General features: G+C 69.3%; 21 protein-coding genes and 1 riboswitch. Of the genes, 18 read left to right on the top strand and 3 right to left on the bottom strand.

The annotated features are described in order from the left end of the window. Positions 1-384 precede the first annotated feature (384 nt). From ACZ4LX_RS05570 to ACZ4LX_RS05560, 3 genes are all read left to right on the top strand, one after another. Positions 385-1,386 (top strand): helix-turn-helix domain-containing protein, encoded by a 1,002-nt coding sequence (locus ACZ4LX_RS05570; protein ID WP_467639416.1) that lies wholly within the window; start codon positions 385-387, stop codon positions 1,384-1,386. A 122-nt stretch (positions 1,387-1,508) separates the two neighbouring features. Beyond that, positions 1,509-2,303 carry an alpha/beta fold hydrolase gene (locus tag ACZ4LX_RS05565; protein ID WP_467639419.1) on the top strand — a complete coding sequence of 265 codons (795 nt, stop codon included), beginning with the start codon at positions 1,509-1,511 and terminating at the stop codon, positions 2,301-2,303. Further along, on the top strand, positions 2,300-3,556 hold the full coding sequence (locus ACZ4LX_RS05560) for a cytochrome P450 (protein WP_467639422.1): 1,257 nt from the start codon (positions 2,300-2,302) through the stop codon (positions 3,554-3,556). Before ACZ4LX_RS05565 ends, ACZ4LX_RS05560 begins: the two co-directional genes overlap by 4 nt. A gap of 853 nt (positions 3,557-4,409) precedes the next feature. Here ACZ4LX_RS05560 and ACZ4LX_RS05555 read toward each other — a convergent pair. Together ACZ4LX_RS05555 and ACZ4LX_RS05550 are read right to left on the bottom strand one after the other, a co-directional pair. Continuing rightward, a complete protein-coding gene (locus ACZ4LX_RS05555) occupies positions 4,410-5,114 on the bottom strand; it encodes an SMI1/KNR4 family protein (RefSeq protein ID WP_467639425.1) in 705 nt (234 codons plus the stop codon). Between the two features lie 9 nt (positions 5,115-5,123). Further along, complete coding sequence (locus ACZ4LX_RS05550) at positions 5,124-8,609, bottom strand: phage tail protein (RefSeq protein WP_467639428.1); 3,486 nt, start codon at positions 8,607-8,609, stop codon at positions 5,124-5,126. A 277-nt stretch (positions 8,610-8,886) separates the two neighbouring features. Here ACZ4LX_RS05550 and ACZ4LX_RS05545 point away from each other — a divergent pair, with 277 nt between their 5' ends. From ACZ4LX_RS05545 to ACZ4LX_RS05485, 13 genes are all read left to right on the top strand, one after another. After that, entirely contained in the window at positions 8,887-10,431 is a 1,545-nt protein-coding gene (locus ACZ4LX_RS05545) for a phage tail sheath family protein (RefSeq protein WP_467639431.1), read from the top strand. A gap of 72 nt (positions 10,432-10,503) precedes the next feature. Further along, entirely contained in the window at positions 10,504-10,947 is a 444-nt protein-coding gene (locus ACZ4LX_RS05540; protein WP_148016754.1) for a phage tail protein, read from the top strand. Continuing rightward, a complete protein-coding gene (locus ACZ4LX_RS05535) occupies positions 10,947-11,390 on the top strand; it encodes a hypothetical protein (RefSeq protein WP_467639434.1) in 444 nt (147 codons plus the stop codon). The genes ACZ4LX_RS05540 and ACZ4LX_RS05535 overlap by 1 nt, the downstream gene beginning before the upstream one ends. Then, entirely contained in the window at positions 11,387-11,530 is a 144-nt protein-coding gene (locus ACZ4LX_RS05530) for a DUF6760 family protein (protein ID WP_187284983.1), read from the top strand. The genes ACZ4LX_RS05535 and ACZ4LX_RS05530 overlap by 4 nt, the downstream gene beginning before the upstream one ends. A 28-nt stretch (positions 11,531-11,558) precedes the next feature. Then, positions 11,559-13,298, top strand: a complete 1,740-nt coding sequence (locus tag ACZ4LX_RS05525) for a hypothetical protein (protein ID WP_467639437.1) — start codon at positions 11,559-11,561, stop codon at positions 13,296-13,298. Positions 13,299-13,454: 156 nt separating this feature from the next. Then, positions 13,455-13,892: a phage tail protein gene (locus tag ACZ4LX_RS05520; RefSeq protein WP_148016756.1), complete on the top strand. Its 438-nt coding sequence runs from the start codon at positions 13,455-13,457 to the stop codon at positions 13,890-13,892. A gap of 5 nt (positions 13,893-13,897) precedes the next feature. Further along, complete coding sequence (locus tag ACZ4LX_RS05515; RefSeq protein WP_467639440.1) at positions 13,898-14,698, top strand: CIS tube protein; 801 nt, start codon at positions 13,898-13,900, stop codon at positions 14,696-14,698. Further along, entirely contained in the window at positions 14,695-16,617 is a 1,923-nt protein-coding gene (locus ACZ4LX_RS05510; protein WP_467639443.1) for a VgrG-related protein, read from the top strand. The genes ACZ4LX_RS05515 and ACZ4LX_RS05510 overlap by 4 nt, the downstream gene beginning before the upstream one ends. A 107-nt stretch (positions 16,618-16,724) precedes the next feature. Further along, a complete protein-coding gene (locus ACZ4LX_RS05505) occupies positions 16,725-17,006 on the top strand; it encodes a PAAR domain-containing protein (protein WP_467639446.1) in 282 nt (93 codons plus the stop codon). A 6-nt stretch (positions 17,007-17,012) separates the two neighbouring features. Next, complete coding sequence (locus ACZ4LX_RS05500) at positions 17,013-17,447, top strand: GPW/gp25 family protein (protein WP_467639449.1); 435 nt, start codon at positions 17,013-17,015, stop codon at positions 17,445-17,447. Continuing rightward, positions 17,444-19,420 carry a putative baseplate assembly protein gene (locus ACZ4LX_RS05495; protein ID WP_467639452.1) on the top strand — a complete coding sequence of 659 codons (1,977 nt, stop codon included), beginning with the start codon at positions 17,444-17,446 and terminating at the stop codon, positions 19,418-19,420. Before ACZ4LX_RS05500 ends, ACZ4LX_RS05495 begins: the two co-directional genes overlap by 4 nt. A gap of 4 nt (positions 19,421-19,424) precedes the next feature. After that, positions 19,425-19,991 carry a phage tail protein gene (locus tag ACZ4LX_RS05490; RefSeq protein ID WP_467639454.1) on the top strand — a complete coding sequence of 189 codons (567 nt, stop codon included), beginning with the start codon at positions 19,425-19,427 and terminating at the stop codon, positions 19,989-19,991. Positions 19,992-20,407: 416 nt separating this feature from the next. Next, positions 20,408-21,151, top strand: coding sequence for an NADase-type glycan-binding domain-containing protein (locus tag ACZ4LX_RS05485; protein WP_467639456.1), 744 nt, complete (start codon positions 20,408-20,410; stop codon positions 21,149-21,151). 77 nt (positions 21,152-21,228) lie between these two features. Here the strand turns inward: ACZ4LX_RS05485 and ACZ4LX_RS05480 are convergent, their stop codons facing one another. After that, positions 21,229-22,497, bottom strand: a complete 1,269-nt coding sequence (locus tag ACZ4LX_RS05480; RefSeq protein ID WP_467639459.1) for a four-carbon acid sugar kinase family protein — start codon at positions 22,495-22,497, stop codon at positions 21,229-21,231. A gap of 280 nt (positions 22,498-22,777) precedes the next feature. On the opposite strand from ACZ4LX_RS05480, the gene ACZ4LX_RS05475 reads away from it, so the two are divergent. After that, complete coding sequence (locus ACZ4LX_RS05475) at positions 22,778-23,230, top strand: flavodoxin family protein (protein WP_467639462.1); 453 nt, start codon at positions 22,778-22,780, stop codon at positions 23,228-23,230. A 204-nt stretch (positions 23,231-23,434) separates the two neighbouring features. Further along, positions 23,435-23,547, top strand: a riboswitch (SAM riboswitch). Between the two features lie 39 nt (positions 23,548-23,586). Further along, a complete protein-coding gene (locus tag ACZ4LX_RS05470) occupies positions 23,587-23,703 on the top strand; it encodes a putative leader peptide (protein ID WP_467639465.1) in 117 nt (38 codons plus the stop codon). Positions 23,704-23,715: the final 12 nt, after the last annotated feature.

Raw genomic sequence — 23,715 nt, 5'->3', positions numbered from 1 at the left:
CCGTCCGAAGCCGACCGGGCCGACGAGAACCGTGCCGTCCGGCGACGAGGGAGCTGTGCGGACTGTGCGGGAGAAGCGGAGGCGATGCGTCACGTGGGGAGCCCTTCCGACCACCGGTGGGGATCTTGCGCCATCACGGTGAGTTTTGTACGGGAGCGAGGCGACGGTGAAGGTCGGACCGGTGGACCGATGAGGCCATGGCCTCTTCCGTCCAGCATGCGGACGCCCGGAAGCCGCTTTTGGGGCGGCGCCCTGCCCGATCCGGCGCGCTCATGACATGATCTTTGCCATAGCTTCATCGAAGAGCCGGTACGAACGGGCATCCCTGCCCTTGGCGACAGCGACAACTCCGAGACCATTCAAGGCAGTTGATGAGGAGTGGCGATGCTCGGTCCCTTGGGTCTGGACGCCACGGCGGAGGCTGCCTACCGGGCCCTGCTCGATCGCCCTCACGCGACGCCGACGGAGCAGCGTCTGCACGCGGCTCTGACGGAGGACCAGTTCGAGGCGGCACTGAAGAAACTGGCCGCCCTGACCCTGGTCCGTCCGGCCGCGGGGAGCGACGGCGGGCGGTTGCACGCGGTCAGCCCCCGGCTGGGCCTGGAGATGCTGCTCGCCAGACAGCGTGCTGAAATCGCCTCCAGGCAACAGAAGCTGGAGGAGAGCCAAGCGGCGATCGCCGAGCTTCTCTGCGGGCTTCCCTCCGTGCATCAGGCCGCCGGGGAGTCCTTGGTGATGCGTCTGGACGGTGTGGACAACGTACGGGACTACCTGGCCCGGATCCATGAGGATGTCGCGGAGGAGATCCTGACCTTCTCGACGGGCGGTGCGCAGACCGAGGAGAACATGCGCAACTCGGGGCCGCTCGACGAACAGCTGTTGTCGCGTGGCGTGCGGATGCGCACGGTCTATCTGGACAGCATCCGCAACCACCGGCCGACCGTCAGCCACGTGACCTGGCTGGCCTCGATCGGTGTCGAGGTCCGCACCGCTCCCTCCCTCAGCACGCGCATGATCATCGCCGACCGGCGGCTGGCGCTGGTCGCTCTCGACGACCAGGACTCCTCGCTCGGGGCACTCGTGGTGACGGGTCCCGGGCTCATCGCGGCGCTGGAGGCCCTGTTCGAGAGCGTCTGGGACCGCGCCGAACCGCTCGGCCGCCCCGAGAAGCCGGGGGACGGCCCGCTCACCCGCCAGCAGCACGAGACCCTGCGGCTGCTGGCACGCGGCTACACGGACGAGGCCATAGCCAAGCGTCTCGGGGTCTCTCCCCGTACCGCCCGCCGGATCGCCACCGGCCTCCTCGGTCACCTGGACGCCCGGAGCCGCTTCCAGGCAGGCGTCCACGCCGCCCAGCTGGGCTACTTACGACCGGGTGCGCGATAGGGAGAAACGCCGGGCTCCCCGCGTGTGCCCTTGCGCGGCCCGACGGTTGCCGCCACCGTGGGCGGGCGGACCTGCTGTCGACCTGACCGGCAGACCACCGCGGTACTGCGACGGGAGCCGACGTGACCGCATTGTCAGTTCTGCCTCATGCCCTGCACGGCAACGGCCCGCACAAGGTGATCGCCGTGCACGGCTGGCTCGCCGACCGTTCCGCGTACGACCCTGTGGTGCCCGACCTCGACGGCGGTGCGTTCCAGTACGCGGTGGTGGACCTGCGGGGATACGGCGAGGCGAGGGACGCGGACGGTACGTACACCACGGCCGAGGGCGCCGCCGACGTACTCGCGCTGGCCGACCGCCTCGGCTGGGGCCGCTTCTCGCTGATCGGCCACTCGATGGGCGGCTCCGTCATCCAGCGCACGCTGGCCGCCGCGCCACAACGGGTGCGCAGAATCGTCGGGGTGTCACCGGTACCCGCGTCCGGCCTGCCACTGCCGCCCGAGCAGTGGGAACTTTTCGCCGGGGCGGCGCAGAACCCGGAGAACCGCCGGACCATCCTCGACACCACGACGGGAGGACGACGCCCGGCGGCCTGGCTGGACCGTATGGTGCGCCGCTCGGTCGAGTGCAGCGACGCGGCGGCGTTCCGCGCCTGGCTGGACTCGTGGGCGGGTGAAGGCTTCCACGACCGCATCGACGGTTCGCCGGTGCCGGCCCTGGCGGTGGTGGGGGCACTGGACCCGGCCCTCTCGGCGGATCTGCAACGTGCCACGTGGATGCGCTGGTTCCCGAGCGCCGAGCTCGTGGAGCTTCCGTCGTGCGGCCATTACGCGATGGACGAGGCTCCGCTCGATCTGATCCGGGTGATGGAGGACTTCCTGCGGGCGGACTCGGAGGGCGGCGGGGCGAGCGCGTGAGCGCACCGGACGTCTTCGACCCGAGGCAGTACGGACGCGGCATCCCGCACGACCGCTACCGCCATCTGCGCGACCACCAGCCCGTGGCGTGGCAGGAGGAGCCGGAGGTGCTGGGCTGGCCGGCAGGCCCGGGCTTCTGGGCGGTCACGCGGCACGAGGACGTGTCCCGGGTCCTGAAGGACTCGTCCACGTACTCCTCGTACCTGGGCGCCACCCAGATCCGCGACCCGGACCCGGCAGACCTGCCGTTCATCCGCCGGATGATGCTCAACCAGGACCCACCGCACCACCGGCGACTGCGTACGCTCGTCAGCCGCGCCTTCACCCCCAGGCGTATGGAGCGCTTCGAGTCGGTCGTACGGGAACGGGCCCACACCCTGCTCACCCGCGCGGTCACCGAGGCACGGGCCGGTGACGGAACCTGCGACCTGGTCACCCAGGTCACCGACGACTACGCGCTGCTCAACCTGGCCGACCTGCTGGGAGTGCCGGACACCGACCGAGCGCTCCTCCTCCACTGGACGAGGCGCGTCATCGGCTACCAGGACCCGGACGAGGCGGGAACGCCGATAGCTGGCCCGGACGGCAAGCCGGTCAACCCGCGCTCCCCGGCGGCGCTGCGCGACATGTTCGAGTACGCGCACGCTCTGGCGGCCCACAAGCGCACACACCCCGCCGACGACGTGCTCACGGCCCTCGCCACGGACCCCGAACTGACCGAGCCTGAGCTGGAGATGTTCTTCTTCCTGCTGGTGGTGGCGGGCAACGACACGGTACGCAGCGCGGCCCCCGGCGGCCTGCTTCTCCTGGCGGAGCACCCTGAGGCGTACCGACGCCTGCGCACCGGCGAGGTGGGTTTCACTACCGCCGTGGACGAACTGCTCCGCCGTCACCCACCGGTCCTGACCTTCCGCCGCACGGCGGCGCACGACACCGACCTGGCGGGCACGCGCATCCGGGCCGGCGACAAGGTGGTGGTCTTCCACGCCTCGGCCAACCACGACGAGCGCGTCTTCCCCGACCCGTTCACCCTGGATCTTGCGCGTTCGCCGAACCCACATCTCTCGTTCGGCGACGGCCCGCATGTCTGCCTGGGCGCGCACTTCGCGCGCTTGCAGTTGCGGGTGTTGTACGAGGAGGTGTGCCGCGTACTCCCGCCTGGCCCACTCCTGCCCGCGGGCCTGCCGCGTCGGCTGGTGTCGAACTTCATCAATGGGCTGAATTCGCTGCCGGTGCGGGTGGCCGATGCGTGACGACAGCGGCCTCTGACACCGGCGGGCAAGGACGCGTGCAGGCGCTACCGCGTGGCCGCACCCGTGGCCTCGCGTGCGGGGACGCGCTGTGACGCCTGCCAACTGCGGATGAGGAGATCGAACACCGTCTTTACGGAGGTGGGGATCGGGCCGGGCCGGAACCTCCAGGAACCGTGCGAGCGCGGAGCAGGTGAGATCATCGGCTTCCCGGCCGAGTTCCCCCGCGATCGCGGCACCGAGGCTTGCCGTCCACGACCACCGAGTCCGAGCCGGCCGGATCGGTGCTGGCCAGGTCGGCCGGGCCGCCGGGGCAGACTTGAAGGATGACCCGGCGGATCGTGGCGGCGCTCGGTGCGACGCGCACGCCCAGGGAACCCACGACCCGGGCGCTCAGGCGGGTGAGGGTGTGCTGTAGAGCGTTCGCGGACCACTGGCCGACGGCAGCCTACGAACGGGCATCCGCGATCACCGCCGAGGCGGAGACCAGCAGCACAGCCACGAACGGGTGACGAACACCTCGGCATCGACGTGGATCGGGTAGCAGCCTCAGTCGTTTCACCAGCGGCAACCTCGCAACGCCGTCGAGAGCAGGCTGCTTGATCAGGCAGACGGTGGCAGACTGACGGCACATCGAAGCTCTTTTGGACCAGGGCGACTTGGGAAAGTCACCCCGTTCAACCGGAGCTTGGTTGCGGGCGTGACGGGCCGACCCGGACATCTCACCCCGCCGTGACGAGCTGAATTATGCGCCACCGGGACTTTGAAACTGCCCTGAGGCCCTGCGGAACAGGAGTGGCACCGGCTTCGAGTGCCGCGTTTCCTTCACTTCGGTGGTGCCACGGCGAGTCGAATTTTATGGATTCCTGAGGATTTCTGGGATCTTTGAAATGGCGAGATCATTGTCGTAGGTCAATGGTTCGCGAAGATACCCGCGATGCTCGGAGAATATTTCTTCCCGTGCGCTGAGTAGGCCCCATGTTGCTATCGTGAATGCCAGATAGTCTGCCAGATATATTGTTCGAGAGTTATCGAATTCGTTCCAATTACTTGATAAGTGCAGCATCTTCCATTCGGGTTGGTCGTCGCGTGCGACAAAGGCCATTGCTGTGAATTCTTCGATCGCGTCGAATATTTTTAATGCCCCCACGAATTCATTGCTGGTGTAATTTTTGCCATCGAAATTGAATCGGCTTTCATCCGAATAGAATTGCTCAAGTTTGAACTCGTCATCGAACAGCATCATGTGTAGTGGGAGGATCTCGATGACGCCTGCTGTCTGATGGATGGCGTACCGATCAGCCATCGTTTTAATTTCCTCGCTCACTTGGCGCTGCGAGGTCCCTGTGAGGTTTTCCCTGATGCGCCAACGAAGTGTGGCCCCGTTGAATGAACGGTAGAGGTTGCGCAAGGAGTTGGGCAGCTTCATCCCCATATTCTGCTCGGCCGCATCCATCAGTTCTTGCTCGATGGGTGCGCCCAATTCGAATTCTGTGAGTTCGGTCAGAGGGTGCTGGTCAATTCGATGCGCCAGGCGTTCTAGTTCTTCCCGGTATTCCATGACACACTCCTACAAGTGGTATTTGTCCGCGTCCTGTCGAATAAGGTTCGGGGATTCGCCGTTGTCTCCCTCTCCAGAATCTATGAACTTTCCATTTTCGAAAATTACCTTGTACTCCCATTTGTAGGCCGTGGGGACGTGGTCTTCTGCGTCGAGGATTGCCTTTTTTATGGCGATGTTCGATGCGTTTTCACGCTTCCATTCCTTTACGATTGCATCCTTATCGACCGAGCGAGAACCATAAATGGGTTCCACGTCGTATTTAACGGCTTTCCCTGTGCGCCCTGTCACGAGTTCCTTGACCCTCTTTTCCGAGTCCGCATGAAATTTACTATTGCCACTTGTTGACTGAGGTGCGAGATTTTCCCACATGGTGCCTGGGCCATGTACGAGATGGTTTAACAAGTGGCCGAGTCTGTAGAATCTGTATTTGCTTGTCGCCTTCTCCTTGCGTTGCTTCAGGTACTCCCACTGGGGTCCTACAGCGAGTCTGTCCTCATTTGGGACCCCGCCCCCGGGGCCTGCTGGCGGTGGAATATTTGTGAGGATGTTGATCGTCATGCGTGTGGCGAAACCTGCTGGTGAGAGTGCGCCGTAAATGGGCGGAGAAGATGCGGGAAGCTCCTGCCCCTTTCCGATCAGAATGATTGTGAACCTGGCCAGGCGGGTCAGTGATGCTTCGATTCTGGCCCTCTTTCGTTCAGGTGATAGATTAGACCGTTGCGTCTTCTCAAGTTTCTCCGTCTCCTTGGTCGCTGATTCCTTTGCCTCCTTCTGGGCGTCATTCAGATCGGCATCGTCGAATTTTCCTAGATATTGTCGATAGACCTCCTCGTTGCTGTGAATTACGAGATGTGCGTTGCTGTGGGATCCCTGGAACATTAGAGTGTGTGATTCGCCGGACTCTGCCTGGAGGGGGCGTTGAATGAGCCACCACTTGACCTCCTTATTCTTGGGTGGAACGTCCCGGGGTTTGGGGTCATTTTTTTCATTTTTTCCATCTCTCTTGTCCTTGAATTTCGACCAAATTGATTTTCCCTTCTTCGCTATAAAGTTAACTATTTTATCGATCGCCCGGTTCACCGGCCGCGCCACCGCATGGAAAACGCTCTTGACCTTGTTGGCGAGGCTTCCGATGCCCAGCAATGAAGCAAGGAACCCGATGAGCAGCGGCACGCTCGCCGCCAGCGCCGCCTCGACCATCTTCGGGACGCCCGCCGAGCCGCCGTTGGCTATCGCCACCACCGCGTCCAGAACCGAATTAACGAATTCGACGATCTGGGATCCCTGGTTCACGATGAACGTGACGATGTCGATGATTCCCTTGACCGCGCGGATGAACGCGGAGGCCGGGTTGAGCAGGGAGAGGATCCACGTGATGCCGGCGATGATGACCGTCGGGATCAGGTAGCTCGTCAGCTTTTCCAGGATCGTGGCCTTGAGGTCGCCGGCCTCTGCCTGGATTTCCTTGGCCGCGCCCGCCGGGCCCTCGGTCGCGATGCTCTTCGCTACCGGGACCGATGTCTCGACCGCTGCCATCGCCTCGTCGGGGACGCCCTTGCGGGTGACGCGGGCCTTGATGTTGTCCCAGGTCAGACCCAACAGTGAGCCGATGAGCTGGATGATGCCCTTCATGTCGAACTTCTGCGGGAGTTCGAGGCCCGCCTTGACCGCGGTGCCGAGCAGCCAGGAGACGACGCCCGTCTTGAGGTGTTCGGCGATGTTCGTGACGAAGAGGTTGAGGCCCGCGCCGACTGCCTTGACCAGGTTGCCCAGGAAGCCGATGGGGTCCTTGATGATTTTCATGATGGCGCCGGCTGCCTTGGCGAGGATGCCGAGGAGGAGGTTCTTCAGCTCGTTGATCGTCTTGATGGCGCCGACGATCGCGTCTTTCGCCTTGTCGATCAGGCCCTTGTTGGCCTCCTGGAGCTTCTTGATCTCTTCGTCGATCTTGTTGAGAGCCGCCGTGTACTTCGACGCCAGGTCCTGGACCAGTTGTTCCGACTTCTCGTTGACCGTGGCTTCCAGGTCGTCGAACTTTCCCGCGAAGTCCTTCGCGGCCTCGTCGCCGAACTGCTTCAGGTCGGCGGGGAGTTTGTCGACCTCGGCCTTGAGTTCGGTGCGGCCCTTGGCGATGCGGGCCTTCGCCTTGCCCAGTTCCGTGCCGATGATGTCGGCGACCGAGGAGATCACCGTCTGCATCTGGGCCACGTAGAGCTTGCGGGCCTCCTGGTAGAGGTCGTTCGCTGCCTTGGGGAGGCCGGCGAACTTGTCCTTCACCCAGCGGGCCTTGCCGGTCCAGCCCGAGTAGCGCTTGTCCTTGTACTTCTTCATCCGGCGTTTGTGGTCCGCCGTGAACGCGTCCCGAGCCGCCTTCTCGCCCGCCGTGAACGCCGTGTCGACCTTCTTGTCCAGGTCGGACAGCGTGGTCTCGACGTCCTTCTTCGTGCCGTCGTAGACCTTCTGGAGCTTTGCCGTTACCTCGGCGCGCTTCTTCTCGTCCTTCGACTTCGTCTCGCCCTTGCCACCGTCCACCTGCTGGCCGGCCTTGCCGCGTGTCGCGGTGAGAGCTGCCATCGCGGCGGTGCCGGAGGCTGCCGCGCCTGCCTTGGCGGTGTTGAGCTGCTGGTTCTCGGCGGACTTGCCCTTCGCCGGGGCCTTTTCGGAGTCCGTCTCTGCTGTCTTCTTCGCCGACAGGGCTTCGTTGAACTCGGGTTCGTTGCCCTTGGCCAGCTGGTCCTCGGTGACCTCGGCGTCCGCCATCTCCTTGTCGTTGGCGGCCGGGCCTTCGGAGAAGTCGGTGACGGCCGCCGGTTGTTTCGCCGGGATCGCGTCCGCTGCGGAGGGGGCGCCCGGGTTGCCGGGGGGCTGGTCCGGGGTGAGAGGGGTGACCGGCTTGTCCTTGGCGGCCGAGGTGTCCGGCGGGGCCTTCGTCGCCGTGTCGATGTCCTTGGCCGAGGACTCCTTGCCGTCCGTGACCTTCCCGTCGACCTCATCCTTGACCTTGTCCGCCTTGCCGGACTCGGAGAACTTGTCGGCCTCGTCGAGGTTCTTCGGAGCCTGCGCGTCGATCGCCTTGTTCACCGCGTCGACGAACGCCTTCTTGTCGAACTCGCCGGGCTTCGCCGCGTTCATCTTCTCGGCGTTGGCCGCCTTGCCCTGCGCTTCCTTGTCGTCAGGGGGCGCGACTGCCGCATCCTGGGATGCCTTGGACTCCGCAGCCGCTGGCGCGTGGACGGCGATCTTCGTCTTCTTCGCCGCTACGGCCGCCTTCATGCTGCGGAATCCGGGAGCCTGGGCGGGAGCGGGCTTGACCGGGGCGATGTAGCGCTGGGCCACCAGGCGGGAGACCGCCGCGTTGCCGGCCGCACGTTGCAGGCGCTGGATGCTCCGGCGGTCCGGGGGCGGCGAAGGAGATGCGGGAGGCCGGTCCGTGCGGGGAGCGGCGTCGGGGCGGTCCGGTGCGGTGGGGGTCTTCTCCGGAACCGCCTTCATCCGTCCCTCCCGCCAGCAACAGATCCGCCCGGACGTGGTGTGCCAGGCTGCCTCGCCCGTACGGGAGGGATGAAGCACGCGCGTACCGCCACCCGGGCACGTCCCCTTGGCGCGTGAGACGCCTCCGGTCTGCCTCATCGGGCAGCCGCCCGTGCACGGCGGGGCGGCCGAGTATCCGTTCCCGGTGATCGCGTGACTGGCGAGAATTGCCGGCGTTCCCCGGTCCTGGAACGGGGGGCGAGGAACACGTCGAGGAGCGCGTCAAGGAGAGGCTCATATGCCGTCGTACCTGTCCCCGGGCGTCTATGTCGAAGAGGTCGAGTCCGGATCCCGGCCGATCGAAGGGGTGGGCACCTCGGTCGCCGCCTTCGTCGGCTTCGCCCAGCGGGGCCCGTTCGACGAGCCGACGCTCATCACGAACTGGAGCCAGTTCGTCGGCACCTTCGGTGATTTCGTCGACGGTACGTACCTCGCCTCCGCCGTCTACGGCTTCTTCGCCAACGGGGGCGGCATCTGCTACGTCGTACGCATCGCCGAAGGAGCCGAGGGGGCCGAGGGCGCGGACACCGGTGCCGGAGAGCTGGCCGCCGGGTCCGAGGTCCAGGTCGGTCCGTATGCGGTCAAGCCCCGGCCGGGCGTGGTAGGAGAGATCAGCGTCGAGGTCGCGGAGGCCGAGGGCGACGACCCGCCCTCCGACGTCTTCCAGCTGATCGTCAAGAGGGACGGCCAGGTCGCGGAGACGTACCCCTCCGTGACCACCAAACGCAGCAAGGAGAACGTGGCCACCCGAGTCAACGCCAAGTCCGAACTCATCGAGATACGGGAGACCGGGCGTGGCGCCGCCCCCGCCAGGCCCGGGGTCCAGTCGGTCGCGCTCGCTCCGGCCGCCCCCGTGGCGGGCGGCGCCGGTTCGCTCGCTCCCGAGGTGTACGTCGGTGACGCCGACCGCCGCACGGGGCTCGGCGGGCTCGAAGCCGTGGACGAGGTCACGATGGTCGCCGTGCCCGACCTGGTGGGCGCGTACGAACGCGGGCTGCTCGACCTTGATTCGGTCATCGCCGTGCAGCAAGCACTCATCAGCCATTGCGAGTTGATGGGGGACCGCGTCGCCATTCTCGACCCGCCGCCAGGACTCTCGCCGCAGCAGGTCCGGGGCTGGCGCACGGACCGGGCCAACTTCGACTCCAAGTACGCCACGCTCTACTACCCCTGGATCAGCGTCGCCGACCCGGCTTCCGGCCGCGCCACCCTCGTACCGCCGAGCGGGCACATCGCGGGAATCTGGGCCCGCAACGACGACACGCGCGGGGTGCACAAGGCGCCGGCCAACGAGGTCGTGCGCGGCGCCGTGGCGCTCCAGACGCAGCTGACCAAGGGGGAGCACGATCTGCTGAACCCGATCGGGCTGAACTGCATCCGCTCCTTCCCCGGGCGCGGCATCCGGGTCTGGGGCGCGCGGACGCTGGCCTCCGACCAGTCCTGGCGCTACCTCAACGTCCGGCGGCTCTTCAACTACCTGGAGGAGTCGATCCTCGCGGGGACCCAGTGGGTCGTCTTCGAGCCGAACGACGACGCGCTGTGGGCACGTATCCGGCGCACGGTCTCGGCGTTCCTGGTGAACGAGTGGCGCAAGGGTTCCTTGTTCGGGCTCACCCCGGACGAGGCGTTCTACGTGAAGTGCGACCGCGAGACCAACCCGCCCGAGAGCGTCGACGCGGGCCAGGTCATCTGCGAGATCGGCGTCGCGCCCGTCAAGCCGGCCGAGTTCGTCGTGTTCCGGCTCTCCCAGCTGACCGGCGGCACCGGAGGTGTCGACGAGTGACCGGGGCACAGACAGAGCCGGCAACCGGATCAGTGACCCGCCCGACCTCGAACCTGGCGTAAGGAGCCTGTTGTGCCGCTTCCCGATCTTGACAGTTCCGTCGGGCATTCCTTCGGCCTGGAGTTCGACAGCGTCATCATCAAGCAGATCACCGAGGTCAGTGGTCTGAAGATGGAGCAGGACGTCATCGAGCTGAAGCAGAACACCGCCGACGGCAAGTACGCCATCAAGAAGCTGCCCGGACGGCCCAAGGCCGGCGAGGTCACCGTCACGCGCGGACTCACCGAGGACAACAGCTTCGAACGCTGGATCAAGGACTCCCGCTTCGGCCGCATGATGAGCGCCCGCCGCAACGGAGCCGTCATCGTCTACGACTACGAGGGCCTGCCCATCAAGCGGTACAAGCTGATCAACGCCTGGCCGAAGTCCCTGGAGATCGGCACCCTCAAGGCCGGTGACACCTCGGTGCTCACGGAGAAGCTGTCGATCACCTACGAGAGCATGGAGCTCGACTGATGCGGCGTACGGTCCAGTTCCAGGCGCCGCCCCAGGAGCCGGGGGAGCGGGAGGGCGCCGGGCGGCCCGAGCCGTTGCGTACGGAGTTCGCGTTCGACCTCCCGCGCGGGTACGTGGACGAATCCGGCACCGTGCACCGCTCCGGCGTGATGCGGCTCGCGACCGCCCGCGACGAACTCGTGCCGCTGCGCGACGACCGGGTGCGGGAGAACTCCGCGTATCTGTCGGTCGTCCTGATCTCCCGGGTGGTGACCCGGATCGGGACGGTCGAGGACATCCACCCGGGTGTCATCGAGGACCTGTTCGCGTCCGACCTGGCCTTCCTCCAGGACTTCTACCGGCGGATCAACGCGGAGGGGCACACCCGTGCCGCCGTCTCGTGTCCGTCCTGCAAGGAGGAGTTCGCGGTGGATCTCGCCGGCGGTCGCCTGGGGGAATCGTGACGTACGCGGCCGACCTGCTCTACGAGGAGGTCGCGTACCTCGCCTACCACTTCCACTGGCCGCTGGACGACCTGCTGGACCTGGAACATCCGGAACGACTGAAGTTCGTCGCACAGATCGCTCGCCTCAACGGGCAGTAGCGAGGAGCGCAGGGAGGACGGGAGAGTCATGGGGCTGATGTCCTGGCTGCGCGGCGGTCGTTCCACCGGTGATGAACCCTCCCCGGCCACCGCGCACGCGGCGCGGCCGGACCGGGGGGACCGTGTCGATGTGAGCCGTCTGGCACCGGTGCAGCGGTCGGTGACCGGGCAGGACCTCGTGATCGACCCCGGCGGCTTCCAAGCGGCGCTGACCACGCGGCAGCAGACGGCACTCGGTACGCCGCTGGGACATCTGGTCAGCCCGGACGCGCCGTCCGGGCTGGTGCACGACGTCGCCCCCGCGGCGCCGGGGAGCCCGGCGCCGGCGGTACAGCGGACCGTCGAGATGCCGCCGCGCCCGAGGGGCGGATTCGAACCCGTGGCTGTTCAGCGTGCGTACGGGGACAGCGCACCGGCTCTGACGTCCGCAGGGGGTTCGTCGGCCGAGGCCGCGTTGCCCGTACGTCAACTGGTCGGTGAGCAGCCCCTCCTCCAGCGGGTGGAGCCGGGGGAGGGGCTGGACGGCGGTACGGCCGAGAGCGCGGCTGCGGAGGGGGTGCCGGACACGGTCCAGCGCACGGGGACGGCACCTTCGTCGCAGCCGCCCCGGCGCGCGCCCGGACTCGGGGCTCCACTGCCCGGTCTGCCGCCGACCGCCCAGCGGCGGGCCGACCGGTCGTCTGCCTCGCAGCCACCCGTGCCCCGGCCGCCGCTGGTGCAGAGGGAGAGCTCATCCGTGGCCCCTCTGAGCCATCCGTCTGTTCAGCGGGATGGCGGGGCACCCGTTGTACCCGGGACTCCGGAGGCTTCGGAGCCTCCGCCTCCGGAGACATCTGCCGTGGACGAAGGGGCCGGAGGGGCCGAAGAGGTCCGAGGGCCCGAGTCCGTCGCCCCGCTGCTCGGCGATGCCCCGTTGACCGGCGCGGGAGAGCGGGGCGCGGCCGGGGAGTCACGGGTCTCCGCGGATCAGGAGTCGAGCGACCCCGTTCAGCGCTCGCTGTACGCCCCGGGGCCCACGCCCGTCCCACCACCGGCCGCAGGCCCCACCGCGCCCCTCCTCGGGGAGCGACCACTGTCCCTCCGTAATGCCGCCGGTCCGGCCGGGCCGGATCCTGCGGCCGGGGCGGTCGTCCAGCGGTCGGGAGACGGGGGCGGCGGGTCACCGCGGACGCAGCCCCCTGACGGCCCTTCCACAGCTCAGCCCGACGCAGCCCCCGTACGGTGGATCACCCCTGACCCGGCAAGGGCCCGGAGCCTCCCGCCCGCCGCACCGCTCCAGCGCGCGGTGCCTCCCGTACAGCGGCAGACCGGCGGAGCGCCGCCCGTACCCCGCTCCGTCGCCCGTACCGCCGAACGGGCCGCTCTCCCCACAGCCGGATCCGTCGCCGTGGCGGCCGGGGTGGCCCAGCGCATGGCCGACGGGAGCGTCGTGTTCGGGGCCGCGCCCCTGCACGGCACGTCCCGGCCGGTCGTCCAACGGGACGCGGAGATCGCCGAGGAGCCGCCTCCGCTCCCGGAACCCGAGCCGTCCCCCGTAACGGAACCGGATCCGGAGCCGGAACCTGACCCGGAGGCGGCAGCGGGGCCGGAATCCGTGCCCGGAGCCCCCGACGCGCAGACCCGTGCCGGGTCACCGCCGGGACAGGGGGCGGCTCCTGTGACGGACGAGCTGGTCCGGGCGCTTTACGGGCCGCTCAGCCGACTGCTCAAAGCCGATCTCCGGCTCGAACGCGAACGCGCCGGATTCCTGATCAACACCCGTCACTGACGATCAGCACCCTTCACCGATTCACCGATTCACCGATTCACTGATTCGCCAAGGCACCAAGGCACCAAAGCACCAAGGCACCAAGGCATCAAGTCACCGCGTCACCCAGCCACTGATCCACGCGAGTCACCCAGCACCGATCGAGAGGCACGTGCCATGGCCACCTCCCCGGACGACGACCCCGCAGTCAGCGTCTGTTTCGTCGTGACGATCGACGACATCGAACTCGGGTCGTTCAACACCTGTGACGGGCTGGGCTGCGAAGTGGTCCTGGAGACCAGGGAGGAGGGCGGCAACAACGGCCATCTGTGGCAGCTGCCGACCCGGCTGAAGTACTCCAACGTCAAGCTGTCCCGCCCGCTCACCCGGGAGACGGAGAAGGTGGCCCGCTGGTTCGCCACCATGACGACCGGGTTCAGCCGCAAGACGGCGCACATCGAGGCGCGGACCGGGGACGGGCGGAAGGTGGCCCAGTGGGGGCTGCTGGAGGTCGTTCCCGTGCGCTGGACCGGGCCGTCGTTCACACCCGAATCCCCCAAGGTCGCGATGGAGACGATCGAGATCGCCCACCACGGCTACGTGATGGAGGGCTGAGCGGCGTGAGCGGCGCGGGACCCATCGCATTCAGTGCCGCCGGTACGTCCGGTGTGGCATCCGCCGCCAAGGGCGGCTCGGCCAGGCCCAAGCTGGAGCACGCCTACCTGGAGCTGCGGACACCGCCCACCGGGGGCGGGCTCACGCCCGGCGGACCGTGCGGACGGATCGACTTCCAGTTCAACCCCAAGGAGCTGAGCCTGACCAAGGCCGCCTCCTGGAAGCGGACCCCGGCCAAGGGCGCGAAGAGTTCAGGACCGCCCGAGTACCAGGGGTCGCAGCCCAGCAAGCTCACCGTGGAGATGTTCTTCGACGCCAGTGACACCCAGGACACCCGGGTGGTGACCTCCGTGGAGCAGCTGTTCGCCTGCTGTGTGCCGACGAGCGAGACCCGGCAGCAGCAGCGGTCGTCACCGCCATGGGTGGTGTTCCACTGGGGCGGGCTCACCGGATTCCCCGGGTATGTCAGTCAAGTCGCGGCGAAGTACACCCTGTTCACGACATCGGGGGTGCCGATCCGGGCCGTCTGCCAGGTCACGATGGAAGAGATCAGCGGGGATACGCCCGGCCAGAACCCGACATCGGGCGCCCTGGCGGCCCGGCGCGTGCATCGGGTGGCCTCCGGGGACTCGCTGCCGTCGCTGGCCCACCGGGAGTACGGGGACGCCGGTGCCTGGCGCGTGATCGCCGAGGCGAACCGTATCGACGACCCGCTGCGGATCGCGCCGGGCACACAGCTGCTGCTGCCCGCACTCGACGAGCTGAGCAGGCTCGGCAACGGCACGGACCGGGGGCAGGGCCGATGACTCAACAGGGCGTCGCCACCGCGCTGGTGGTGGAGTTCGGCGGTACTCCGCTCCCCGCGAAGTTCGTGAACACCCTGGTCGAGGGGTACGTCGACGACAGCCGTACGCTCCCCGACCTGTTCCTGCTCCGGTTCCGCGACCCCGACCGTGTCCTGCTGGAACAGACGGGACTGAAGATCGGCAGCGAGGCCCGGCTGCTGGCCCGCGCGGGCGGTGACACGGCTCCGAAGCCGCTGCTCGAAGGCGTTGTCACGGCGCTGGAGGTCGAACTCGACGAGACCGGCACCTTCACCGTCGTACGAGGCCTCGACGAGTCCCACCGGCTGCTGCGGGGGAGGCGGGTCGCCAGCTACCAGAACATGACGCTCGCCGACATCTGCGGCCAGGTCGCCCAGCGTGCCGGACTGAAGCCGGGAACGGTGGATGTGGCGGGACCGGTGATCGAGCACATCGCCCAGCCCAACGTCACCGACTGGGAGTTCGTGCGGGAACTCGCGGAGGAGGCCGGTGCGCAGGCGTACGTACGCGACGGGCAGCTGCACATCACCCGCCCCGCCGAGGCGAGCGGGGCGCCGGACGGGTCCGCGCGCGCCGGCCGCGACCCCCTCGTCCTCGAACTCGGCGACAACCTGCTGCGCTGCCGGGCAGGGGTGTCGGCCGCCGAGCAGGTGTCCGAGGTCGAGGTGCGCGGCTGGGACGTCGGGGCGAAGCAGCCGGTGGTGGGCAAGGCCCCGGCCGGCACGTCGTCGACGCTGGAACTCGGGGTGACGGCGGCCGAGGTGTCCGCCCCGTTCGGCGAGGCACGGTTCGTGGTCACCGACGCGGTGTACGGGGCACAGGCGCAGGTGGACCGGGCGGCGAAGGCCCTGGCGGAGCGGATCGCCGGGTCGTTCGCGGAACTGGAAGCGGTGATCCGGGGAAATCCGGAGGTCAGAGCGGGCAGCGCGGTCGCTCTGAACGCGGTGGGCGCGCCGTTCGAGGGCCGGTACACCGTCACGTCCTCGCGGCACGTCTTCGACGCCGTACGCGGGTACGAGACCTGGATCACCGTGTCAGGACAGCAGGAACGCTCACTGTTCGGGCTCACCGGGGGCGGCGGCCAGGGGCCGCAGGGGCCCTCCGGCCGATGCGCCGGACTGGTCAGCGGCACGGTGACGGACACCCAGGACCCCGAGGGGTCGGGCCGGGTGAAGGTCCGCTTCCCCTGGCTGTCGGACGAGTACGCGAGCGACTGGGCACGCACGGCCCAGTCCGGCGGCACGGGCGGCGGCGAGGCATTCATCCCGGAGGTCGGGGACGAGGTGCTGGTCGGCTTCGAGCACGGGCATCTCGACCGGCCGTACGTGCTGGCCGGGCTGTACAACGGGAAGGACCGGCCCGGGGGAGGCGCGGGGGGCCCTGCGGGAGCTCCCGGAGCCCAGGCCCCCGCCGGAACCCCAGGTCCCGGTGAAGGCGGCGATCTCGTCGATCCCACCACCGGCGCGGTGAACCGGCGTGCCTTCGCGTCGAAGAGCGGGAACCAGCTCGAACTGCTGGACGCGGCGAACGGCCCACAGGGGGTCAGGCTCCGTACCGGCGACGGGAAGCTCTCGATCGACCTGGACCGGCGGGGCACGGCCGTCGTCATCAACAGCGACGGCAGCGTGACGATCGAGGCCAAGGAACAGGTCTCCGTCAAGGCGGCCGGAGGAGTCTCGCTGGACGCCGGCGGCGGCGCGCTGGAACTCACCGGCGACAGCGTCACGGTGACGTCCCGCAACGGGGTCGCACTCGACGGCGGAAACGGCAGGGTCGCGCTCTCCACCGGCGGCGCGGTGGAGGTCCGGGGCGGTCAGGTCACGGTCGACGGCAGCCGGCGCACGGACGTCACCAGCGGCGGTTCGGTCTCCGTCAACGCACCGCTGATCAAGCTCAACTGACCTACCGCATCAAGCTCAACCGACCTACCGCATCGGGGCCGACGCCGACCGGCCTCCGGCACCAGGGTCAGCCGGCGTACCGCAACAGGGAAAGAGGAATACACCGCATGCCGTCAGCCGCAGCCGCACGGGTCACCGACCCCACCGGTCACCCCGGCGTGATCGGGCCGCCCGGAGTGGTGTCGGTGCTGATCGGCGGGAAGCCTGCCGCCACCGTCGGCACCGCCCACCAGTGCGCGTCCCCCCTCGTCCATCCGCCGTCCGTGATCGCACCGCCGGGCAGCACCACTGTGCTGATCGGCGGGAGTCCGGCCGCCCGGGTCGGAGATCTGAGCGGCTGCGGATCCCCGGTCGTCTCGGGTTGCGTCACTGTGCTGATCGGGAGCTGAGCCGCTATGGGACAGCAGTTCATCGGTGCCGGCTGGGCGTTTCCGCCCCGTACGGATGCCACTGGTTCCATCGCGCTGGTGCGCGGCGAACGGGAGCTGGAGGAGTCGATCCGGCTGATCCTGGCGACATCCCCCGGCGAACGGCCGATGCGCCCGGAGTTCGGCTGCGCAGTCAACGACTACGTGTTCGCGCCCGCCGACGCGGGGACGGCGGGGCAGCTCGCGTACGAGGTGCGGCTGGCGCTGGAGCGCTGGGAGCCGCGAATCGAGGTCGACGAGGTCACCGTGCGGTTCGACGAGGCGGACGACGGGGTCCTCTACATCGACATCGGCTACTCGGTGCGCGGCTCCAACGACCCCCGCAACCTTGTCTTCCCGTTCTACGTGATCCCGCAGCACGCCCAGGAGACGAGCCACGACGACGAGGAGGCAGGCGCGTGACGCTGCCCAGTCCCCATCTGGACGACCGCCGCTTCCAGGGCCTGGTGGACGAGGCCAAACGCCTGGTCCAGCAGCGCTGCCCGGAGTGGACCGACCACAATGTGTCGGACCCCGGCGTCACGCTGATCGAGGCGTTCGCGACCATGGTCGACCAGCTCGTCTACCGCGTGAACCGGGTGCCGGAGAAGAGCTATCTGGCCTTCCTCGACATGATCGGGGTCCAGCTGCACCCGCCCACGGCAGCGCGCACCGAGGTGACGTTCCGGCTCTCCGCACCCCGTCCCGACCCGGTCGTCGTGCGGGCCGGGACGGAGGTCGCCACCGTACGTACGGAGACGGAGGAAGCCGTCGTCTTCACGACCGCCGAGCAACTGACCATCGTTCCCTGCGCCTTCGCCCATCTCGCCACCTGGCCGGTGTCGGGAGAGGCGGCCGACCGTACGGAGGAGCTGGCGATCGGCCGCGACGTGACGTGCTTCGGAGCGGTCCCGGCACCCGGTGACTGCCTCTACGTCGGTCTGTCGGTCGCGGTGCCCGCCGGAGTCGTCGTGCTGCGACTCGACTGCAAGGTCGAGGGCGTCGGCGTCGACCCGCTGCGGCCGCCGCTGGTCTGGGAAGCCTGGGACGGCACCGCGTGGACGGTCTGTGAGGTCGAGAAGGACGACACCGGAGGCTTCAACCGCTCCGGAGAGCTGATCCTCCATCTGCCGAGGACGCACACCCCGGTGGCCGTCGTGCGGCGTACCGGAGGCTGGCTGCGCTGCCGTCTGATCGACGCGGAGGACGGCCGGCCGACCTACCTGGCGCCGCCCGTCGTCCGCCGGATCACGGCCTTCACCATCGGCGCGACCGTGGCCGCCGAGCACGCCGAGACCATCGCCGACGAGGTGCTCGGCGCGGCGGAGGGAGTGCCCGGCCAGGCGTTCGAACTGGCCCGTCCGCCCGTGGTACCCGGCGACTTCGTGGTCGAGGTGGCCGATCCGGCGAGCGGACCGGAACCGGAGTACACCCGGTGGACCAAGGTCGACGACTTCGCGCACTCCGGCCCCGAGGACCGCCACATCACCCTCGACCCGAACTCCGGCCGGGTCGAGTTCGGCCCGGCCGTACGGGAACGGGACGGCTCCGTCCGCCACTACGGCGCTGTCCCCGCGAAGGGAGCCACCGTCCGGGTGCGGTCCTATCGCACCGGCGGCGGGCTGCGCGGAAATGTCGCCAGGTCGACACTGAAGGTGCTGCGCAGCGCGCTGCCCTACGTGGCCCGGGTGGAGAACCGCCGGCCGGCGCTCGGCGGTGTCGACGGCGAGAGCGTCGACAGCGCCCGGGTGCGCGGACCGATGACCCTGCGCACCCTGCACCGTGCCGTCGTCCCCCACGACTACGAACTCCTCGCCCGCGACATCGCTCCGGACGCCGCACGCGTGCACTGCATCCGGGCCGGTGAGCCCGGGGACGAGGGCGACGACGGATCCGCCCACGGAGTGCGCCTGCTCGTCGTCCCGGCCGGCCGCAGCGACGAACAGGGCAGGATCGAGTTCGACGAACTCATCCCTCCCGCGCAGACCCTCCGCCTCATCGCCGGGCACCTGGAGGCCCGCCGCCCGATCGGGGCCCGGCTCGTCGTCGAGCCGCCCTTCTACCAGGGCGTCACCGTCGTCGCCTCGGTGCAGGCCGAGCGCGGCGCCGTGGTGGAGCGGGTACGGGAGGCGGCACTGGCCGCGCTGTACGGGTACTTCAACGCGCTGTCCGGCGGGCCGGCCAGGCAGGGCTGGCCCTTCGGGCGGCCGGTCCAGTCGGGAGAGGCCTTCGCCGTCCTCCAGCGCGTGCCGGGGGTGGACCTCGTGGAGGACGTACGGCTCTACCGCGCTGATCCGGTCACCGGTGAACGCACCGACGCCACGGCCAAGATCCCGCTGGACCGGCATGCGCTGGTCTTCAGCTACGAGCACCAGCTCCGGGTGAGGGGGGCCTAGCACGATGCGTACCGGCGTCACCGGCCTCCCGACCCCGCATCCGCTGATCGAGCAGCTTCCGGCCGTCTACCTGGAGCAGGACTTCCTCCGGCGCTTCCTCGCCGCGCTCGACGACGTGCTCGCCCCTGTGCTGCTCACCATCGACAACCTGCCCGCCCACCTCGACCCGCGCAGCGCCCCGGAGGACTTTCTGGACTGGCTGGCCCAGTGGGTCGCGGTGGAGCAGCACGAGGAACGATCGGTGGAGCGGCGCCGGGAGACGGTACGAGGGGCGGTTGCCCGGCATGCCCGTCGCGGCACCGCAGGCGGGCTGGCCGACGCGGTGCGCCTGGAGACGGGCACGGAGCCCGAGATCACCGAGAGCGGCGGCACGGCCTGGTCGACCGCTTCGCACACCGTGCTGCCGGGCAGGCCCCACCCCTCGGTGACGATCCGGGTCAGGGAACGACCGGGGCACGCGATCGACCGGGGGCGGCTGGAGGAACTCATCGATACCGAGGTCCCCGCCCATGTGGCGTACACGCTGGAGATCCTGCCGCCGGCCGGGGAGATGGAGGGCGGGGCGCGGTGATCTGCGAGACGTGTGGCCACCGGAATGTGCCGGGGCGGGAGTTCTGCGCTTCCTGCGAGGCGTTTCTGGCATGGGAGCCGGAGGGGCCGGGCGAGCCGGACCGGGAGCAGCCGGCCGCCGGTCGGCAGGGGCCGCAGTCGGCCGGTCGGCCGGGGCCCCCGGCGCAGGTCCCCGACCGGGTGCCGGTGCGGCCCGCCGCTCCGCCCCCGACAACCGCACCCGGTCCGGCGGGAGTACCCACCTCGCTGTCCACGGCACCGGCCGCTCCGCCACCGCCACCGTCCACCGCACCCGCCGCCCCTCCACAGCCGTCGTCGGCGGCAGCCCCCCGGCGTCCCGGAGACGCCCCGGACGGCCCCGCTCCCGGGCCCGATGCCTGGGCGCCCGGCCCGGAACCCGACGCCGCACCGGGACCGGTGACAGCCCCTCTCGTGGTGTGCCCCAACTGCCGTACGGAGAACGAGCCTCAGCGCACCCTCTGCGTGCGGTGCGCGCTGCTCCTCGACCCCGGGCCGCCCCCGGGTCTCCGCCCGCCGTGGTGGCGCCGGATCCTGCGCCGGGGCCCGGGGAAGACCCACGCCGCCGGCGCACGGCCGAAGCGCGGGCGGCGCAGACCGAGGGCGGCCCTTCCGGTCACGCTGCTTCTGCTCGCGGTCGGGATCTGGTTCGCACTGCCGCACCTGTCCGGCCTGCTCGGCTTCGCCAAGGAGGAGACGGGGGCTCCGGAATCGGTTGTGCCGTCCGCGTGCCGGAGCTCCAGCGCGGCTCCGGGCCATCCGGCGGCCGCGGCCTTCGACGGCTTCAACAACCGGTACTGGGCGCCGGGGGAGAGCGGCGACGGCACGGGCGAGTATCTGGAGTGCTCGTTCACACAGCCGGTCCGGCTGTTGAAGATGGTGGTGTTCTCCGGCACCTCGGCGCGGAGGGACGAATTCCTCACGCAGGCCAGGCCGGCGAGGATCGCCGTGATCCTCACTTCGGAGGACGGCAAGGAGACCAGGAAGACGATCCGGACGGCGGACGAGGCCGGTCAGCAGACCTTCGACGTACGGGGATCGGACACGGTCGGGGTGCGGCTCACGGTCGAATCGGCGTACGGCACCGGCAAGGGCCGCAGGGTGGCGGTCGCCGAGGTCGAGTTCTTCGGCCATCGCTCCTGAGACGCCTCGCCGTCCGGGACCGTGCGCGCATCCGTACGGGGGGACCTGCTGTGTTCCCCGGGGATGCGGTTTCGGGATCAGTCGCGGGCCGTCGCGTCCTGGCCGTACCGCGCCCCGGACGCGAGCGCGGCGGCCGTCATGGGACGGCTCCTCGGACCGGGGAACGCAGGGCCGCCAGGACGCCGGACGAGGTCGCACAGGCGCAGCAGCAGCTCGTCGTCCCCGAAGCCGCCCGCCTTGATCAGCACGGGGAGGGCGAACCGCCCGCGCAGAGTGCCCCGTGCGATGCCTGGCTCGGGCTCGTCCAGCAGGTCGATGCCGCTCACCCCGAGGGCCTGGAACACGGTCGCGGCCGTTTCCCCGCCGGTGACCACGAGCGCGTCGGTCAGGCGCTCATCTGCCAGTGCCCGGACGGCTGCGGCCAAGGACCGGGCGAGAACACGGGCGGCCTGTGGCGTGCACCTTTCATCAGGTGTCCGCAGAGCGAGCACGGGAGCCGTCAGGGCACGCAGTCGTTCCACTGCCGCGGCAGGGTCGCTGCCGACAGTGACGGCCCGGACATCCGTACGGGTGCGCAGCGCGGCCAGTTGCCGCCGGGTCGCCGGGTTTGCGCTGCCGACGACGACGAGCGGCCGGCGCGCCGGCGCGGGTGCGGTATCAGTGGGGCCGTCTGTGCGCGCGCACCGTCGGGCCAGGGCCGTCGCCAGCCCGGGGGAACCGACCCACAGCACGTCCTCCGGACGCGGGACCGCCGCCACCAGGCGGTCGAGATCGCTGTCCGACGCTGCGGAACAGACGATCAGGCCACCCCGGGCGATCAGTTCGGGCAGCTGGGCCGCCCGGTCCGGACCGGCCGTCAGGGCGCCCGGGAACACCGTCCGCAGGTCCGAGTGGAGCACGGGGTGCACGGGATCGCGGGCGAAGTCACTCCGGTGGACCGGTACGCCCCGCACGTACTGCACGGCTCCCCTTGTCACCCTGCCCTCCGCCGGGAAGGCGGGAGCGATGAGGACGGCCTGCCGCCTTGATCCCGCCCACGCGGCCCGTACCTCCGCCGCGACATGTCCGCGCAGTGTCGAGTCCACCGTCTTGAGCAGGAGCGCGGAGCCGGCGAACAGCCGGGCGGCCTGCCTCGTACGCGATGCGGCGGACGCCTCGTCGAGCAGACGGCTTCCCAGGTCGACAGCGGTCACGGCCGGGCCCTGCGGGGGTGCGGTCGCCGGGGTGGACAGCAGGATCCGTGCCTCGTGTCCGGTCCGGCGGAAGGGTGCCGCTCCGTCACCGGCGCTGGTGAGGTCGTCCGCCAGGATGCCGATGCCCTGCCGGGTTTCCTTGCCGGATGTCATGCCCCGCCCTGTCGTCGTTCAGCTCGTACGTGAGGGAACCCATGCTCGGTGAAGACGGGACGCCGGACAACCGATTCGCACGCATCCCCCGGCGGGTTGGCGGGTTGACAAGTCGACAGCTCGACAGCAGGGCTGGCCGGCAGGTCGGCTCCGGCATCGCGTGCGATGTCCGCCGCCGAATCGTTCCCGAACCGCCATACCGACGGGAACGGGGCACGGGGCCGCGGCTTCGCGGCGCTTCGCTTGCGGACGCGCGGCGGTCGCGGCAGGGTCTGGGGGTGTGGCCACTTTGCTGATCGTGCATCACACGCCCTCGCCGAACTGCCAGGCGATGTTCGAAGCCGTTGTCTCCGGCGCGACGACCGACGAGATCGAGGGCGTCCGGGTCGAGCGCCGCGCGGCGCTCGCCGCGACGGCGTCCGACGTGCTCGCCGCCGACGGTGTTCTGCTCGGAACCCCGGCGAACCTCGGCTACATGTCCGGTGCCCTCAAGCACTTCTTCGACCAGGTCTACTACCCCTGCCTCGACGCGACGCGGGGCCGCCCCTTCGGCTACTACGTGCACGGCGGCAACGACGTCACCGGGGCGGTCAGGGCCATCGAGTCGGTCACGACAGGTCTGGGGTGGCGCCGTGCGGCCGACGCCGTGAGGGTCACAGGAGAACCCGTCAAGGCCGACATCGAGGCGTGCTGGGAGCTGGGTGCGACCCTTGCCGCCGGCTTGACGGACTGAGCCGCCCGGCCCCGACGAGCAGGCACCCCGCGGGGTGCGCGTGGTCGGTACGCGGACGTTCCCGTCGGCGTCGTTCCGCCCGGGGAACAGAGCGTGCCCGTCGCGTTGTTACGCCTACGGCAGTGCGCGCATGGAGCAATGTGAGCATGGCCGTGATCTGCGGGGCATTGCGTGGCGCTGCCGGCGCGCGTAGCGTTCCGTGCAGGTCATGAGTGTCAGCGACAAGCCCCGGCTCGCTGACCGGCAACCCTCCCACGCGGCGGGGTGCTCCGGGTGACGACCAGGCGGGGCCCGTCCGGGTTCCGCAAGCGCGAGGCCCCCGGGCCCGCCGAGCCGGAAGAGCGGAGGCGACGGTCATGCCACCGGTGTCCCGCACGTTCGTCAGGGTGCTCGCCCCGCGCCGCCGCGTCCACCTGTACTCCCGGCCGCACATCGACCTCCAGCGCGTGGCCGGCGCGCTCTGTTGTTCCTGACCCGTACCCGCG

This window comes from Streptomyces sp. NPDC026062 (genome assembly GCF_055568375.1).
The sequence above is the reverse complement of the archived record's forward strand: the minus strand, read 5'-3'. Positions and strand labels throughout refer to the sequence as shown.

What these genes read in the sequence shown, in the direction of transcription:
- ACZ4LX_RS05570 (WP_467639416.1), top strand. Translation starts at nt 385, where the DNA reads ATGCTCGGTCCCTTGGGTCTGGACGCCACGGCGGAGGCTGCCTACCGG.
- ACZ4LX_RS05555 (WP_467639425.1), bottom strand. Translation starts at nt 5,114, where the DNA reads ATGGAATACCGGGAAGAACTAGAACGCCTGGCGCATCGAATTGACCAG.
- ACZ4LX_RS05550 (WP_467639428.1), bottom strand. Translation starts at nt 8,609, where the DNA reads ATGAAGGCGGTTCCGGAGAAGACCCCCACCGCACCGGACCGCCCCGAC.
- ACZ4LX_RS05545 (WP_467639431.1), top strand. Translation starts at nt 8,887, where the DNA reads ATGCCGTCGTACCTGTCCCCGGGCGTCTATGTCGAAGAGGTCGAGTCC.
- ACZ4LX_RS05535 (WP_467639434.1), top strand. Translation starts at nt 10,947, where the DNA reads ATGCGGCGTACGGTCCAGTTCCAGGCGCCGCCCCAGGAGCCGGGGGAG.
- ACZ4LX_RS05525 (WP_467639437.1), top strand. Translation starts at nt 11,559, where the DNA reads ATGGGGCTGATGTCCTGGCTGCGCGGCGGTCGTTCCACCGGTGATGAA.
- ACZ4LX_RS05520 (WP_148016756.1), top strand. Translation starts at nt 13,455, where the DNA reads ATGGCCACCTCCCCGGACGACGACCCCGCAGTCAGCGTCTGTTTCGTC.
- ACZ4LX_RS05510 (WP_467639443.1), top strand. Translation starts at nt 14,695, where the DNA reads ATGACTCAACAGGGCGTCGCCACCGCGCTGGTGGTGGAGTTCGGCGGT.
- ACZ4LX_RS05505 (WP_467639446.1), top strand. Translation starts at nt 16,725, where the DNA reads ATGCCGTCAGCCGCAGCCGCACGGGTCACCGACCCCACCGGTCACCCC.
- ACZ4LX_RS05500 (WP_467639449.1), top strand. Translation starts at nt 17,013, where the DNA reads ATGGGACAGCAGTTCATCGGTGCCGGCTGGGCGTTTCCGCCCCGTACG.
- ACZ4LX_RS05490 (WP_467639454.1), top strand. Translation starts at nt 19,425, where the DNA reads ATGCGTACCGGCGTCACCGGCCTCCCGACCCCGCATCCGCTGATCGAG.
- ACZ4LX_RS05480 (WP_467639459.1), bottom strand. Translation starts at nt 22,497, where the DNA reads ATGACATCCGGCAAGGAAACCCGGCAGGGCATCGGCATCCTGGCGGAC.
- ACZ4LX_RS05470 (WP_467639465.1), top strand. Translation starts at nt 23,587, where the DNA reads ATGCCACCGGTGTCCCGCACGTTCGTCAGGGTGCTCGCCCCGCGCCGC.